This window comes from Companilactobacillus bobalius (assembly GCF_009764355.1).
In genome coordinates this window covers 73,583-89,105 of sequence record NZ_LNUA01000060.1, presented here as the reverse complement: position 1 = coordinate 89,105, position 15,523 = coordinate 73,583, and the positions used below count along the sequence as shown (strand labels likewise).

Annotated in this window: 16 protein-coding genes; 15 read left to right on the top strand and 1 reads right to left on the bottom strand. The window is 35.5% G+C overall.

What is annotated here, in order from left to right:
* The 9 genes from mutM to ATN92_RS13920 all read left to right on the top strand — a co-directional run bounded on the left by mutM (position 1) and on the right by ATN92_RS13920 (position 10,488).
* Positions 1-828 (top strand): DNA-formamidopyrimidine glycosylase, encoded by an 828-nt coding sequence (gene mutM, locus ATN92_RS13960; RefSeq protein ID WP_056951397.1) that lies wholly within the window; start codon positions 1-3, stop codon positions 826-828.
* The gene (gene coaE, locus ATN92_RS13955) at positions 825-1,418 is read left to right on the top strand and encodes a dephospho-CoA kinase (RefSeq protein WP_056951395.1); all 594 of its coding nucleotides are present in this window, start codon (positions 825-827) and stop codon (positions 1,416-1,418) included. The genes mutM and coaE overlap by 4 nt, the downstream gene beginning before the upstream one ends.
* A 21-nt stretch (positions 1,419-1,439) precedes the next feature.
* Positions 1,440-1,913, top strand: coding sequence for a transcriptional regulator NrdR (gene nrdR, locus ATN92_RS13950; protein ID WP_025084483.1), 474 nt, complete (start codon positions 1,440-1,442; stop codon positions 1,911-1,913).
* 17 nt (positions 1,914-1,930) lie between these two features.
* Entirely contained in the window at positions 1,931-3,298 is a 1,368-nt protein-coding gene (locus tag ATN92_RS13945; protein WP_143444269.1) for a DnaD domain protein, read from the top strand.
* 2 nt (positions 3,299-3,300) lie between these two features.
* The gene (dnaI, locus tag ATN92_RS13940) at positions 3,301-4,209 is read left to right on the top strand and encodes a primosomal protein DnaI (protein ID WP_025084486.1); all 909 of its coding nucleotides are present in this window, start codon (positions 3,301-3,303) and stop codon (positions 4,207-4,209) included.
* Between the two features lie 297 nt (positions 4,210-4,506).
* Positions 4,507-6,477 carry a threonine--tRNA ligase gene (gene thrS, locus ATN92_RS13935; RefSeq protein ID WP_056951392.1) on the top strand — a complete coding sequence of 657 codons (1,971 nt, stop codon included), beginning with the start codon at positions 4,507-4,509 and terminating at the stop codon, positions 6,475-6,477.
* A 334-nt stretch (positions 6,478-6,811) separates the two neighbouring features.
* Positions 6,812-7,933, top strand: a complete 1,122-nt coding sequence (gene ald, locus ATN92_RS13930) for an alanine dehydrogenase (protein WP_056951391.1) — start codon at positions 6,812-6,814, stop codon at positions 7,931-7,933.
* Positions 7,934-7,981: 48 nt separating this feature from the next.
* Positions 7,982-9,010: a bifunctional threonine ammonia-lyase/L-serine ammonia-lyase TdcB gene (tdcB, locus tag ATN92_RS13925; protein WP_087721297.1), complete on the top strand. Its 1,029-nt coding sequence runs from the start codon at positions 7,982-7,984 to the stop codon at positions 9,008-9,010.
* 92 nt (positions 9,011-9,102) lie between these two features.
* The gene (locus ATN92_RS13920; protein ID WP_056951389.1) at positions 9,103-10,488 is read left to right on the top strand and encodes an APC family permease; all 1,386 of its coding nucleotides are present in this window, start codon (positions 9,103-9,105) and stop codon (positions 10,486-10,488) included.
* A 358-nt stretch (positions 10,489-10,846) separates the two neighbouring features.
* On the opposite strand, the gene ATN92_RS13915 is transcribed toward ATN92_RS13920, so the two are convergent.
* The gene (locus ATN92_RS13915) at positions 10,847-11,287 is read right to left on the bottom strand and encodes a MerR family transcriptional regulator (RefSeq protein WP_056951386.1); all 441 of its coding nucleotides are present in this window, start codon (positions 11,285-11,287) and stop codon (positions 10,847-10,849) included.
* Between the two features lie 91 nt (positions 11,288-11,378).
* Between ATN92_RS13915 and ATN92_RS13910 the strand changes: the two genes are divergently transcribed.
* From ATN92_RS13910 to yqeH, 6 genes are all read left to right on the top strand, one after another.
* Positions 11,379-12,398 carry an NAD-dependent epimerase/dehydratase family protein gene (locus ATN92_RS13910; RefSeq protein WP_056951384.1) on the top strand — a complete coding sequence of 340 codons (1,020 nt, stop codon included), beginning with the start codon at positions 11,379-11,381 and terminating at the stop codon, positions 12,396-12,398.
* 263 nt (positions 12,399-12,661) lie between these two features.
* A complete protein-coding gene (gene infC / locus ATN92_RS13905) occupies positions 12,662-13,195 on the top strand; it encodes a translation initiation factor IF-3 (RefSeq protein WP_056951383.1) in 534 nt (177 codons plus the stop codon).
* Positions 13,196-13,209: 14 nt separating this feature from the next.
* A complete protein-coding gene (rpmI, locus tag ATN92_RS13900; protein WP_025084493.1) occupies positions 13,210-13,407 on the top strand; it encodes a 50S ribosomal protein L35 in 198 nt (65 codons plus the stop codon).
* Positions 13,408-13,457: 50 nt separating this feature from the next.
* Positions 13,458-13,814, top strand: coding sequence for a 50S ribosomal protein L20 (gene rplT / locus ATN92_RS13895; RefSeq protein WP_025084494.1), 357 nt, complete (start codon positions 13,458-13,460; stop codon positions 13,812-13,814).
* A 73-nt stretch (positions 13,815-13,887) separates the two neighbouring features.
* Positions 13,888-14,415, top strand: coding sequence for a YqeG family HAD IIIA-type phosphatase (locus ATN92_RS13890; RefSeq protein WP_025084495.1), 528 nt, complete (start codon positions 13,888-13,890; stop codon positions 14,413-14,415).
* On the top strand, positions 14,402-15,517 hold the full coding sequence (gene yqeH / locus ATN92_RS13885) for a ribosome biogenesis GTPase YqeH (RefSeq protein ID WP_056951382.1): 1,116 nt from the start codon (positions 14,402-14,404) through the stop codon (positions 15,515-15,517). The genes ATN92_RS13890 and yqeH overlap by 14 nt, the downstream gene beginning before the upstream one ends.
* Positions 15,518-15,523 lie beyond the last annotated feature (6 nt).

The following is a 15,523-nucleotide window of genomic DNA, read 5'->3' as shown; positions in this document are numbered from 1 at the left end:
ATGCCAGAAATGCCAGAAGTAGAGACAGTTAGACGTAGTTTGATTGCTCAAGTAAAGGGTAGAAAGATAACTCATGTTGAAATTCGTTATCCTGATTTGATTACTGGTGATGTGGATCAATTTGTTGAATTTGTTACAGGGGCAACTATCAGTGATATCGGTCGTCGAGCAAAATTTCTATTGATTCATTTGAATAATGGTTATACAATTATTAGTCATTTGAGAATGGAAGGTAAGTATCGGATTTCTGCTGATCCAAGTGCAATTGATAAGCATTCACATGCTATCTTTACTTTGGATAATGGGCAAAAGATGATTTATAATGATGTTCGTAAATTTGGTCGAATGCAGTTGTGGAATACTGATGATTTATCAGACAATAAATCACTAAAAAAATTGGGACCAGAGCCGCTGTCGGCTGAATTCACTTTTCAAAATTTAAAGCCAAGAATTATGCGTCATCACAAAGACATTAAGACCGTTTTGTTGGATCAAAGTGTTATGAGTGGTCTAGGTAATATCTATGTTGATGAGGTTCTTTGGAAAGTTAAATTACACCCTGAGACACCATCCAATCATCTTAGTGATGAAGATATTCAAAAAATTATTGAAGCCTCTAACCAAGAGATGGATAAAGGAATTGCTGCTGGTGGTTCATCAATTAGAACCTATGTGGATGCTACAGGTCACAAGGGTACTATGCAAAATAATTTAAAAGTTTATGGAAAAGAAGGAACGCCTTGTCCAAGATGCGGAACCGAGATAAAAAAGATTAAGGTCGGAGGTCGCGGTACGCATTTTTGCCCAAAGTGCCAGGTAGTAAAATGAGTAAGATTTATGGTTTGACTGGAGGAATTGCCTCCGGTAAATCAACCGTTTTAAATTTATTTAGACATAATAAATTCATTGTATACGATGCCGATTATGTTGCTCGAGATGTGGTTAAGGTCGGAACTGTAGGCTTAAAGCAAATTACCCAACAATTCGGTGAACAAATTTTATTGCCGGATGGTAATCTTAATCGTCGAAAGTTGAGTTCTATTGTTTTTGGCGATAGGGATGAATTAGATAAATTGGATAAAATAACGAGACCTTTGATAAAAAAAGAAATTTTACAAACGGTTGCTGAAGTTAAAAGATCAACAGATAAAACAATCTCTATTTTTGAAATACCATTACTGTTTGAAGGCAATTATCAGAATTACTTTGATGGTGTGATCAGTGTCTATGTCGAACCACAAATCCAATTGCATCGATTGATGAGACGTAATGCTTTAAGTAAAGAAGTTGCTTTGGAACAGATCAATTCACAGATGTCGATGTACGAGAAAAAAGAGCGTGCTGACTTTGTGATTGATAATTCGGAAGATTTAGCACATCTTCAGGATGAGTTTAGTCGGTTAATACCACAACTTTAATTTGGAAAAGAGGCTGGAATTTTGATTTGTCCGCATTGTCATCATGATTCATCAAAAGTTATTGACAGTCGTCCCAGTGATGAAGGACGCGCCATTAGAAGAAGACGTGAATGTGAATACTGTGGAACGCGATTCACAACGTTTGAAAGATTGGAAAAATCGCCATTGTTGGTTATCAAAAAGAATGGCAACAGAGAGGAATTCAGCCGTGAAAAGTTATTACGTGGATTAGTTCGTGCTGCTGAAAAACGTCCTGTAACAATGGATCAAATGAATAGTATCGTCGATAAAGTAGAAAACGAAATTAGATCAACTGGTGAAAGTGAAGTTCGCTCACAATTAATTGGTGAACATGTTATGAGAATTCTATCCAAAGTAGATGACGTAACTTATATTCGTTTTGCCAGTGTTTATCGTGAATTTAAAGATATGAATGGATTCATGGAAGAAGTCCAAGAAATGATGTCTAACGGTAAAAAAATTGATAAGAAGTAAGGGGAGTATTAGTGTCCGTGAGTAATTTTGAATCAGATAAATTTACACCTTTAGTAGGTTATTGGTGTTTGCCAAGTGGTCATTTGAATGATGATGATCGTCATGTTTTGACTGACTTATACTTGCCCATTTTAGGTACTGAGGCTTTCAGTTTGTACTTGCTGCTGTGGGAAAAATTACCTAATAAAGAGGTCGTCACACAAAGAAAAAGCCATGCTGAATTGATGAGTTTACTTGGTATTGATTTGAAACGATTTTATGAAGCACGAATCAAGACGGAGGCTCTAGGCTTAATTAGGACCTATCAAAAGAAAGATAGTTTAGGACCTTATTATATCTATCAACTTTTTGAACCCTTATCACCAGATGAGTTTTTTAAAGATGACTTGATGAGTATTTTTCTTTATGAGCAAGTTGGTGAGAGTAAATATCATTTATTGGCCGATAAATATGCGCATTCAGATTTGATCTTGCAAAATTCACATGAGATAACGAAAGATTTTTTGGAAGTCTTCCAGTTAAGCAATAGTGATTTGATCAATACGCCAACAGAAGTAAAGAATACTCAAGATAGTTTTAAAGTAAATAATACAGATAATAAAAAGCCGTCGTTGAATGAAGAAGAGATTCCCCAATTAGATTGGGAGTTAATTTCGGATCGTATCCAACAATTATTTAGAATTCATCCTGATAATTTGTTAGAGAATCAGGAATTGATTTTAAATCTTCATGCGTTTTATGGTTTAGACGAGATTACGTTGATTGATTTGATTGGTAAGACTTGTGATATTGTCAATAATAAAATTGATCCTGCACGTCTGAAAAAGGCGGTACAAGACCGTTTTGAAAAGAACGCTAATATCTCAGTTAAGCAGCAAGCTAACACGGAATCTGAACCAACTGAGCAGACTGATGGGCAATTAAATCGGGCTGATCAATTGTTGTTGAAACAGGCTCGTTCACTGCGTCCGGCTGATTTTTTGGCTGCTCAAAAGCAAAAAAGTGGTGGCTTTACTGGTACAGTGGAAACCAATGCATTGAGAAATATGGCGACAAAAACCTACTTGTCTCCAGCTGTATTAAATATTATGGTGTACTATATTTTGCAAACTTCACCTACTTTGACTTTGCCATTAATGGAAACTATGGCTAATGATTGGCAGCAAAATGATGTCAAGACGCCGGAACAGGCTCTGAAACGAATTAATGATTTTCAAACTAAGAGTCGTAATCCTAAACGTCGTTATAACAATAAGAATCGTAAAGTTGAACAAGCAACTGACTGGAGCAAAGTGAAGGCTAAGGTTCCTGCACAAAAGAATCAAAAAAATGAACAGGATGATCTTCAGAATCGTTTGAAGAGATTAAGAAATAAGGATAATTAAGTATGGAAAATTTAGGTAGTAGATTAGCAGAATATTTGAATTCAAAGAATTTGACGGAGGACTATCGCCGTCTTCTTAATAGTGCTTTGAACGATCCCGATGTGCAGAGATTTTTGAAGGAGAATAGCGATAGAATCAATCCTAATGCAATCTCTACTAGTGCAGCTAGCATTTATGAATTTTATAATAACAAGCGACATACGAGTGAATTGACACGTGGATATTATCCTAAATTGATTGTTAACAATCATAATATTGAAGTGGCCTATTATCCTAATGAGCGTACTCAAAACCGAGAGAAGCGAAGTCAGTACGAATCAGGGTTTGTTTTAATGGATATGGCTCCAGATATTCGTCGTGCCAAGTTGGATGATTACGATGGCGAAGGTAGACAAGATGCTCTAGCCAAAGCCTTGGATTTCATTGATAATTATTTACATCAAGATAGTTTTACACCTGGCCTATATTTGGCCGGTGATTTTGGAGTAGGTAAAACATATCTTTTAGGAGCCATTGCTAATGAACTCTTTAAACATGATGTTCATACGACCTTAATGCATTTTCCAACCTTTGCAGTTGAAATGAAGGATTCTATTGGTCAAAATAATGTGTTGGCAAAAGTTAATAAAATTAAAGGTGCCGATATTCTGATGTTGGATGATATTGGAGCTGATACGATGTCTAGTTGGATTCGTGATGAAGTATTAGGTGTTATTTTACAATATCGAATGCAAGAGAATTTACCAACGTTCTTTTCATCTAATTTTTCGATGAAAGAATTAGAACAACATCTAGCTGTAAACCAACGTGGAGAAGAAGAACCTGTTAAGGCTAAGCGTATTATGGAACGAGTTAAATATTTATCTCGAGAAGTAATTGTGACCGGCGAAAATAGAAGATTTAAAAAATAGCTTGCATTATCTAAAAATTAATGTTTCAATAAAGCCATGAAAGATAACACTTCGGTTCTATTCAGGGAGGGTACGGTCACTGGAAGCTTACCCATTACTGGAGTTACCACTTTCACATAAAACTGTATAATTGCCGGTTACTTTATAACCATAGAGTGAAAACTGTTTATTTGTTATACAGTTTTAAAGTGGGTGGAACCGCGTAGAAATGCGTCCCTGAAGTATGTACATGTCTTAGGATATGTCTATACTTCAGAGACGCATTTTTTGTTATCTAAATATTAGGAGGAAAAGTATATGTCAAAAATCAAGTTAACATTCCCAGACGATTCAGTTAAGGAGTTTGACGAAGGCACAACTACTTTAGATGTTGCTAAATCAATTAGCACATCATTGGGTAAGAAAGCTGTTGCTGGTAAGCTTAATGATACTTTAGTTGATCTTGAACGTCCTATCAAACAAGATGCTAAAATCGAAATTATCTCTGGAGAAGATAAGGAAGATGCTCTAAAGGTCTTGAGAAATACTGCAGCTTTGGTATTCAGTGCTGCTGCTAAGAGTTTCAAGAAGGATCTTCACTTCGGTGAAAAACAAGCAAACGATGATGGTTTCTATGTTGATACTGACAGCAAAGAAGGACAAATCAGTGTTGATGAATTGAAAGAAATCAAAGCTTTGATGAACAAGATTATCAAGAACAACGACAAGATTGAAAGATCTATGATGGATAAAGACAAGCTTGTTGAAATGTTCAAAGATGATCCATACAAATCTTCATTGATCAGTGCTATTGAATCTGTTCAAATCCCTGTTTACACATTAGATGGATTTGTTGACTTTGGTTATGATGCTGTACTTACAAATCTAAAGGCTTTGAAACACTTTGAATTACTTTCAGTTGCTGGTGCTTATTGGCAAGGTAAGTCAAGTAACCCAATGCTTCAAAGAATTTATGCTACAGCCTTCTACAAGGAAGATGGACTAGAAGCTGACCTTAAACGTCGTGCCGAAATCAAAGAACGTGATCACAGAACAATTGGCCGTGATTTAGACTTGTTCTTCGTTGACCCAGAAGTTGGTGCTGGTCTTCCATACTGGATGCCAAATGGTGCTACAATCCGTCGTGTCATCGAAAGATATATTGTTGATAAGGAAGTTGCTTGGGGTTACCAACACGTTTACACACCTATTCTTATGAACTTAAATGCTTATAAGACTTCAGGTCACTGGGCACATTACCGTGAAGACATGTTCCCACCAATGGATATGGGTGATGGCGAAATGCTTGAACTACGTCCAATGAACTGTCCTTCACATATTCAAATTTACAAGCATCACAACCGTTCATACAGGGATCTACCACTTCGTATTGCTGAACTTGGTATGATGCACAGATATGAAAAATCTGGTGCTTTGTCAGGCTTACAACGTGTTCGTGAAATGACTCTAAATGATGGTCACACATTCGTTGCTCTTGACCAAATCCAAGAAGAATTCAAACGTACACTACAATTGATGGTTGAAGTTTACAAAGACTTTGATATCAATGATTACACATTCCGTCTAAGTTATCGTGACCCTGCTAATACAGAGAAGTACTTCGATGATGATGAAATGTGGAACAGATCACAATCAATGCTTAAGGCTGCTATGGATGATCTTGGCTTGAAGTACTATGAAGCTGAAGGTGAAGCTGCATTCTATGGTCCAAAGCTTGATGTACAAACAAAGACAGCTCTTGGTAATGAAGAAACATTGTCAACAATTCAATTAGACTTCATGCAACCAGAGAAGTTCCAACTAACATATGTTGGTTCAGATGGTGAAGATCACAGACCAGTTATGATTCACCGTGGTATTGTTTCAACTATGGAAAGATTCATTGCTTATCTAATTGAAATTTACAAGGGTGCTTTCCCAACATGGTTGGCTCCTACACAAGTACGTATTATCCCTGTTAACCAAAAACTTCATACAGAATATGCTAACGAAGTTCTTTCAGAATTACGTGCTAAGAATATCCGTGCTGAAATCGATGACCGTGACGAAAAGATGGGTTACAAGATTCGTGATTCTCAAACAATGAAGATACCATATACAGTAGTTATTGGTGATGAAGAAGCTAAGAACGCCACTGTTTCTGTAAGAAAATATGGTGAAGATGATTCAGCTTCAGAAAATGCTAAGATGTTCGTAAGTTCAGTTGTTGCTGATATTGCTAACTTTAGTCGTAAAGATGTTACTGATAAATCTGCTGACAAGAATTAATTAATATCCTTTAGCAAAATAACATTTTAAAAATTAAATACATTCAATCATGAAAATGATTGAGTGTATTTTTTTTGGACAAAATCGTGTTGAGTGTTCATTTAAAATGAACAATTGTATTCACTATATAAACAATATATGAATCAAAAATTTTAAAAAATATGATAATTTGTGAAATTAAATTTTTTTTTGATAAAATTTTCTCAATCTTAGCAGTGGTTATCACAATCTTTGAGTTTGTGAAGTAAAAAAACAGGTTGATACCCCAGAATGTAAGCGTTATCATGCGCTTGTAAGGAAATAGTTATCGTTTTCACAAAAGGAGAGTGTGAATATGCAAATCGCTGTAATTAAGGAACAAAAAGAAGGAGAAGGTCGTGTAGCGGCAACTCCAGAAAATGTTCGTAAGATGGTTGAAGCTGGTAATGAAGTACTTGTTGAAAAAGATGCAGGTATTGGGGCAGGCTTTACAAACGAAGAGTATGTCGATGCTGGTGGTAAATTAGTTAGTCATGAAGATGGCTGGAAAGCTGAATTGATCATCAAGGTTAAAGAACCTGATCCTGAAGAATATAAGTATTTCTCAAAAGGTAAAATTGTTTGGGGATTTCAACATTTGGCATCATCAAAGCCAACTGTTGAGGCAATGATGAAAGCTGGTACAACTGCAATTGGTGGTGAAACAATTGTCAAAGATGGGAAATTGGAATTGTTGGCACCAATGAGTGCAATTGCCGGCCGTAGATCAGTTATTATGGGTGCCTATTATCTTGAGGCACAACATCAAGGCCAAGGAATTCTTCTACCGGGTATTCCTGGAATCGATGGTGGTAACGTCGTAATCTTTGGTGGTGGTAATGCCGCTGTAAACGCTGCTACATTAGCTTTAAACATGGGATGCTCAGTTGTAATTATTGAATTGAATGATGAAAGAATTAAGTTCTTACAAGATAAATTTGCAGGTAAGAAATTCAGAGTTGTTAAATCAAATGAAGAAAACTTAGCCAAGGAAATTAAAGATGCTGATATCTTTATTTCAACAATTTTGATTCCAGGTTCAAGACCACCTAAGTTGGTTAAGGAATATATGGTTAAATCAATGAAGCCAGGAAGTGTTCTAGTTGATGTAGCTATTGATCAAGGTGGAACTGTTGAAACAATTGATCATCCAACAACTATTGATGATCCAATCTTTGTAAAAGATGGAATTATCCATTATGCAGTTCCTAATCAACCAGGAGCAGTACCACGTACAGCAACAATGGCCTTGGCAAAAGGTAATTTGAGTTACTTACTAGAAATTGCTGACAAAGGTATTAACGAAGCCATCAAGACAGATGAAGCTTTAGCATCAGGGGTTAACCTCTTTGAAGGTAAGGTAACTAATAAAGGATTGGCAGATTCACTTGATTTACCTTATACAAAATTGTCAGTTGATGAAGAATCAGTTAACTAAATATTGATTAAATATAGATAAAAATTAAAGATGGGTGAGGTACGGATCATGCTAAAAGGTGTAGGCATTGATAATATTGTTGATATTCATGATATTGAAGAAGCAAAGGCAATTGTTGGAAAATATGCTCGTAAGACCCCTCTAGTTCAATCCATGTTTTTGAGCCGTAATGTTGTTGGTGGGGACGTTTACTTAAAACTAGAAAATATGCAACTAACAGGATCGTTCAAATTCAGAGGTGCCAATAATAAAATTAATCATTTATCACAGGAGGAATTGAATCGAGGAGTAATTACTGCATCAGCTGGTAATCATGCTCAAGGTGTAGCTTTGACAGGACACCTATTAGGAATTGACACAACAGTCGTTATGCCTGATGAAGCTCCTCAAATGAAACGTGACGCTACAAGAGGATATGGTGCTGAAGTAGATATTCATGGTGCAACTTTTGATGATGCACATCAATGGATGTTCGAACGTGCTGAAAGAGAAGGAAAGACCATTGTTGATCCATTCAATGATAAATATGTTATTGCTGGACAAGGAACAATTGGTTTGGAAATTCTTGATGATATTTGGGATGTAGATACTGTTATTATTCCTGTCGGTGGTGGCGGATTAATTTCCGGAATGGCTACTGCATTGAAATCATTTAATCCTAATATTCATATCGTCGGAGTTCAATCAGAAAATGTTCATGGTATGTATGCATCAGTTAAAGCTGGTCAAATTACTAAGCATCATGATGATTTCACATTGGCAGACGGAACAGATGTAGCTGTACCTGGAGATATCACATTCCCAATCGTTAGTGAATTAGTAGATGAAATCGTCTTAGTAAACGAAGATGAAATTGCTCATGCCATGAAAGATCTATTACAGAGAACCAAGGTTGTAGCAGAAGGTGCTGGTGCACTTCCAGTAGCAGCTCTTGAATCACATAAGATCGATGACAGATGGCTCAAGAATAAGAAGACTGTTGCTATGGTATCTGGTGGTAATGTTGACCTTAATCGTGTTTCACAAATTATTGATCAATTCTTGAAACCAGTTAAAGCCGACGGAGGCATTGGTTAAAAATTAATTTGAAACCTGAAAAGATGCTGCATTTGAATGCAACATCTTTTCTTTTTTAAAAAATATCTTTTTTTACGTGGAGGTATAAGATTATGGGCGATCAAGATACCAAATTGAAAAAAACAATTGGTTTTTTCCCCGCTTTTGCTACTGTAACCGGGAGCGTAATTGGAACGGGAGTATTTTTTAAAGCGTCAGCTGTTACTAACTATACGGGGTCAACCAGTTTAACTATGCTTGTATGGTTATTAGGAGGTTTCATCACTATTTGTGCCGGTTTAACGGGAGCTGAATTGGCCGCTGCCTATCCTGAAACGGGTGGATTAACTAAGTATATTGAACACAGTTATGGTGGTTTTTGGGGATTTATGGCCGGTTGGGCGCAAGCTATTATTTATTTCCCTGCTAATATAGCGGCTATATCAATTGCTTTTGGTACACAATTCACACATTTATTTACACTCTCTAATTCATGGATAGTTCCAGTGGCAATTTTGAGTGCTTTATCAGTAACCTCACTTAACTGGATCAGTGCTAAAGTGGGAGGACGAGTTACATCTATCTCTTTAGTGGCAAAATTGATTCCATTGGCCTTGATTGTATTGTTTGGTTTCATGCATAAGGGACCAGTTGAATTATCATTATTCCCAGTTGTGGCGGGTCCACATCGTAATTTAATTACAGCAATGGGAAATGGATTGTTAGCAACTATGTTTGCATATGATGGCTGGATTCATGTAGGTAATATTTCTGGAGAAATGAAGAATCCTCGTAAAGATTTACCAAAAGCCATTTCTTTAGGAATCGCAGTTATCATGTTAGTTTACGTTCTTGTCAATGCAGTCTTTATGTATGTGTTACCAATTAATCAAATTGCCGGTAATCTTAACGCCGCATCTGATGCATCTACAATGATTTTTGGTAATATGGGTAGCAAATTGGTTACAATTGGAATTTTGATTTCAGTTTATGGTGGTCTAAACGGTTATACAATGACAAGTATGCGTATTCCATATATTATGGGTAAAGAACACAAATTACCATTTGGTGATACCTTTGCTAAACTAAATAAAGCGGGGATTCCATGGGCTGCTGGCGCAATTCAATTAGTTATCGCTTGTTTGATGATGTTAACCGGTGAATTTGATGCCATTACTAATATGCTGATTTTTGTAATTTGGGTATTTTATGTTATGGCTTTTATTGCAGTTATTAAATTACGTCATACTCAACCAGAATTGGAAAGACCTTATAAAGTGCCGCTATATCCAATTATTCCTATCATTGCTATTTTAGGGGGAGTATTTATTCTGGTATGTACTTTGTTGACAGAATTTGTTACTACAATTATTGGAATTAGTGTTACCGCTATAGGTGTTCCAATATACTTCTACTTGAAGAATAAGTGGAATTTTGATGGACAAAAGGTTGATAAGAAATCAAAAAGAATGACAAAATTAGAAGTTGATCCTGAATAAAATAATAAGGTCTAGAAATCAGAAATTGATTTCTAGACCTTATTTTAATACTGCCAAGCTCTTCCTAAGTGTCAGTAGCAATGATATTGATATTTTTTTAATTTAGATTTAAATAGGAAGGAAGATTAACCATTTAATTCAAGCTTTTCACAGTTGAATGAACTAAGATCGGTTTCGTAATTAGTATTAAAGATGGAACGGCGATCAGTTAGAACAATAATGTATCTTTTGCAGTAAGAGCCTGAATAAGTTCCGTAGAATTTTTAACTTCTACCATAAAAATCACTCTTTAATTTTGTTTAAATATGTTAACTAAATTAAAGAGCGTCTTGAACTGTTTATCCAAAGTTATACTTAATTATTTAAAAGGGTTCTCAAGGTTTAGACTCTTCTTTTCATCTTGAACAAAATTGATTTGCCCTTTGATGATGTTAACTGAATCCTCACTAGCATAGCGTTGAATTTTGGTAGTGATTTCTTTTAGATTGTCATGCAACACTTGTTGTTGTTTCAAAACATTTTTCTTATGTTGCTGTAGTAACTCTCTGCGTTGTTGAATTGAAGCAGTTCCTTGCATACAAAGATCAATGTAGGTTCTGATGTCTTTAATAGGCATACCAGTATTTTTTAAACAACAAATAGTTTTAATGAAACCAAAGTCGGATTCCGAAAAAACTCGATAACCAGCTTCATTTTTTGAGACAAAGGGAAGCAATCCTTTTTTGTCATAGTAACGGATAGTTGAAATTGGTAAGTGAAAGTAATCAGCTACTTCTTTAATAGAATAAGTTTTTTTCATGGAATCTCCTTTATGTGCTTGCTCTAAACCATAGTTTAGGGTTTAAAGTGATGATAATCAATTAATAAAATAAGTACAAGGAAGTTCCTTTATGAAAAAAGTTTTAGTCACAGGTGGTACGGGATTCTTAGGTTTAAGATTAGTTATGCAATTGTTAAATGATGGTTATGACGTTAGAACAACTACTCGAAAGAAAAGCGGTCAAGCTCGCATAATGAAGATCTTAGAATCCTATGGGGTTAAAAATTTACAGAATTTGTCTTTTATTGAAGCTGATTTATCCAATGACAATAATTGGTTAGAAGCTATGCAGGATCGAGAATATGTTTTTAGTGTTGCCTCACCAGTTTTCTTTGGCAAAATCAAGAATGAATCAGATGCTATAAAACCGGCATTGGATGGTACTTTAAGAATTTTGAAGGCTGCTAATGCTAGTAAAGTGAAACGAGTTGTAATGACATCTAATTTTGGGGCGGTCGGTTTTAGTAAAAAACAAGGGCTAACTACCGAAGCTGATTGGACTGATCCTGAAGAAAAAGGATTATCAATTTATGAAAAGTCTAAATTATTAGCTGAACAAGCGGCCTGGAAATATGTTAATCAACCAGAAGTGAATTTGGAGTTTGTAACAGTCAATCCAGTTGCAATTTTTGGTCCATCGTTAGATCGACATGTATCAGGCAGTTTTGATTTATTAAAGAATCTCGTAGCCGATACAACTAAAAGGATTCCCGATTTACCTTTGAACGTAGTGGATGTTAGGGATGTTGTAGATATTGAAATCAGGGCTATGGAAACACCTGAGGCCAAATTCAAAAGATTTATTGCTAGTGCAGATGGACAAATCTCAATGGAAGAGATAGCTGAACTGATAAAAACTCAACGTAAATCTTTAAAAGATAAGGTTACGGATAAAACTATACCCAATTGGCTTATTGATGTTGCAGCAATATTTAATTCTAGGGCTAGGGAAGGTAAATTGATGATGCATATGAATCGTAAAGTCAGCAATCAACAACCTAAAGATGTTTTAGGTTGGACACCAATTTCCGATAACCAACAAGCTGTTTTGTCAGCAGTCGATAGCTTAGTCAAATATGATCTAATATAAGTTTAAAAACTTGTGTTAGCTAAGATAACGTGATAAATTACTTGTATTGAACTTTTTCAGCTTTTCTATAACAAATTTATCGATGTTTATTGACATGTCGCGTTTATATTGTTATAGTTTATAACTGTTGAGATTAAGCAGAAGCGCCCGCTTCTCACCTATGCATTCGCCTCTAGGTTAATACGATTACGTAGATAATATAGTGGGCATGCTTGTGCAGCCCGCTTTTTTTGTGGGCCAAATTACTCCGGAGGTGACTACTCATAGCAAGAGAATTATTATTAAATGATCAAATACGTGCGAAAGAAGTTAGATTGATCGCTGAAAATGGGGATCAAGTTGGTGTTAAACCAACCGCAGAAGCTAGAAGATTAGCCGAAGCAGCTAATATGGACCTAGTTCTAATGTCACCAGGTGCTAAACCACCCGTTGCCAGAATTATGGATTATGGTAAATATAAGTTTGATCTTCAAAAGAAAGATCGTGAAGCACGTAAAAAACAAAAAACTGTTAGTCTTAAAGAAGTGCGTTTAAGTCCAACTATTGAGGCAAACGACTTCAATACAAAACTTAACAACGCTCGCAAGTTCTTAGCTAAAGGTGATAAGGTCAAAGTTTCTCTTCGCTTTAAGGGTAGAGCAATTACTCATAAAGAGATAGGTAAGGAAGTCTTAGACCGTGTCGCTGAACAGACTAAGGATGTTTCTACGGTAACAACTAGACCTAAGATGGACGGTCGTAGTATGTTTTTAATGCTTGATCCAATTAACGCAAAAGATAACAAAAAGAAGAAATAGTGGAGGGATTTTCAATGCCTAAACAAAAGACACACCGCGCATCAGCAAAGAGATTTAAGAAAACTGCTAATGGTGGTTGGAAGAGAATGCATGCTTATACAAGTCACCGTTTCCACGGTAAGACTAAGAAGCAACGTCGTCAATTAGCTAAACCAGGTATGGTTAGTTCAAGTGATATGAAACGTATCAAACAAATGTTAGCTACATATTAATTAGCTAATCACTTAAATATTTATTTTTGTAAATTAAAGGAGGAGTCATTATGCCACGTGTAAAAGGTGGAACAGTAACTCGCAAACGTCGTAAAAAGGTTTTAAAATTAGCTAAGGGATATCGTGGTTCAAAACATATCACTTTTAAAGCAGCACATACTCAAATCATGGTTTCATACCGTTATGCATTCCGTGATCGTCGCCAAGTTAAGCGCGACTTCCGTAAGTTATGGATTGCTAGAATCAATGCTGCTGCAAGAATGAATGAAATCAGCTACAGCAAATTAATGCATGGTTTGAAGTTAGCTAATGTCGACATCAACCGTAAGATGTTGGCCCAAGTTGCTATTGAAGATCCAAAGGCATTCACAAGTTTAGTAGATACAGCTAAGAAAGCTTTAGCTTAATTGTTAAAACAAACGTAATTTGGATAACCCAAATTACGTTTTTTTACTAATTAGCAGATAATGAGGATTAAAAATGTTTAAACCATATATTATGCTTGATAAAATTACTGATATTGAGATTGATGATCTTAAACAATTAGGAATTACTACGATTATGACAGATCTTGATAACACACTTTTGCCATGGAATAGTAATAAATATGACCTCTCATTACGAAAATGGCTCAATCAGATGTCTAAAAATGATATTGAGGTTATGATTGTTTCGAACAATAGCTATGAACGTGTTGAAAAAGCTGTTCATGAATTACCTGTAAGTATTGTTGCTCGTGCGGTTAAACCATTACCATTCGTAATTATTAATCATATTAGAAGTGAAAAAATTAATCCTGCCAACGTTTTATTTGTCGGGGATCAGGTGATGACTGACGTTTTAGCAGGAAATATGGCCGGGTTGAAAACAGTTTTAGTAAAGCCTTTAGTAAAGACTGATGCTAAAAAGACTCGTGTGAATAGATTTTTTGAACGTCCAATTTTAAAAGCTATGCAAAAGCGTGATAAGAATTTATACTGGAAGGATTCATTAAATGACAGAAATTGATGATAAGTTGTATTGTATAGGTTGTGGTGCCAGACTTCAGACCGAAGATAAAGACAAACCTGGCTATGTGCAAGAATCAACTTTAAAGAAATATATAGAAGACGATTCTAAAGAATTATTGTGTAAGAGATGTTTTAGACTACGTAATTATAATGAAATTACGGATGTTGATGTCTCAGACGATGATTTCTTGAAGTTGTTGGACTCTATTTCAGAAAAAGATGCACTAGTAGTAAACGTAGTCGATATTTTTGACTATGAGGGTAGTGTCATTCCCGGTTTACAAAGATTTGTTGGTGATAAAAAAATTATTGTCGTTGGTAATAAGGTTGATCTATTGCCAAAATCAGTTAATAAGAATCGTCTATTGAACTGGTTACAACAAAAGAGTAAGGAAAATGGAATCAAGTCAACTGACCAAATTTTAGTTTCAGCTGTTAAGGGAATTAATATTGATGAATTGATGGATATGATTGAAAAATATCGTGATGGCAAAGATGTTTATGTTGTAGGAACAACCAATACTGGTAAATCAACTTTGATTAACCGTATTATCAGTTCTAATTCAGACGTTAAGAATTTGATCACGACATCAAGATTTCCAGGTACAACGCTTGATAGAATTGATATTCCTTTGGATGATGGCCACAATCTAGTTGATACACCAGGTATTATTCACAATTATCAATTAGCACATTATTTGAATGCCAAAGATTTAAAGACTATCACACCAAAGAAGCCATTGCGTCCAGTTACTTTCCAACTTCGTGATGGACAAACAATTTTTGTGGCTGGCTTAGCTAGATTCGATTTCTTAGATTATAAGACGAATGTTACTTTCTATGTCAATCAAGGATTGCCACTTCATAGAACTAAGACAATTAATGCGGATGAGTTCTATCAAAAACATTTAGGTGATATTTTAGCTCCACCTACAGAAATTGAATCTTTCCCTAAAATGAAGCAACAAATTTTCTCTGCACATGAGAAATCTGATATTGTTATCTATGGTTTAGGTTGGGTTACAATTCCTGCCGGAAGCAAGGTTAAGGCCTACGTTCCAGATGGTGTCCGTGTCTCAATTCGGAATGCAATTATTTAAGGAGAA

What these genes read in the sequence shown, in the direction of transcription:
- mutM (WP_056951397.1), top strand. Translation starts at nt 1, where the DNA reads ATGCCAGAAATGCCAGAAGTAGAGACAGTTAGACGTAGTTTGATTGCT.
- coaE (WP_056951395.1), top strand. Translation starts at nt 825, where the DNA reads ATGAGTAAGATTTATGGTTTGACTGGAGGAATTGCCTCCGGTAAATCA.
- dnaI (WP_025084486.1), top strand. Translation starts at nt 3,301, where the DNA reads ATGGAAAATTTAGGTAGTAGATTAGCAGAATATTTGAATTCAAAGAAT.
- thrS (WP_056951392.1), top strand. Translation starts at nt 4,507, where the DNA reads ATGTCAAAAATCAAGTTAACATTCCCAGACGATTCAGTTAAGGAGTTT.
- ald (WP_056951391.1), top strand. Translation starts at nt 6,812, where the DNA reads ATGCAAATCGCTGTAATTAAGGAACAAAAAGAAGGAGAAGGTCGTGTA.
- tdcB (WP_087721297.1), top strand. Translation starts at nt 7,982, where the DNA reads ATGCTAAAAGGTGTAGGCATTGATAATATTGTTGATATTCATGATATT.
- ATN92_RS13920 (WP_056951389.1), top strand. Translation starts at nt 9,103, where the DNA reads ATGGGCGATCAAGATACCAAATTGAAAAAAACAATTGGTTTTTTCCCC.
- ATN92_RS13915 (WP_056951386.1), bottom strand. Translation starts at nt 11,287, where the DNA reads ATGAAAAAAACTTATTCTATTAAAGAAGTAGCTGATTACTTTCACTTA.
- ATN92_RS13910 (WP_056951384.1), top strand. Translation starts at nt 11,379, where the DNA reads ATGAAAAAAGTTTTAGTCACAGGTGGTACGGGATTCTTAGGTTTAAGA.
- rpmI (WP_025084493.1), top strand. Translation starts at nt 13,210, where the DNA reads ATGCCTAAACAAAAGACACACCGCGCATCAGCAAAGAGATTTAAGAAA.
- rplT (WP_025084494.1), top strand. Translation starts at nt 13,458, where the DNA reads ATGCCACGTGTAAAAGGTGGAACAGTAACTCGCAAACGTCGTAAAAAG.
- ATN92_RS13890 (WP_025084495.1), top strand. Translation starts at nt 13,888, where the DNA reads ATGTTTAAACCATATATTATGCTTGATAAAATTACTGATATTGAGATT.
- yqeH (WP_056951382.1), top strand. Translation starts at nt 14,402, where the DNA reads ATGACAGAAATTGATGATAAGTTGTATTGTATAGGTTGTGGTGCCAGA.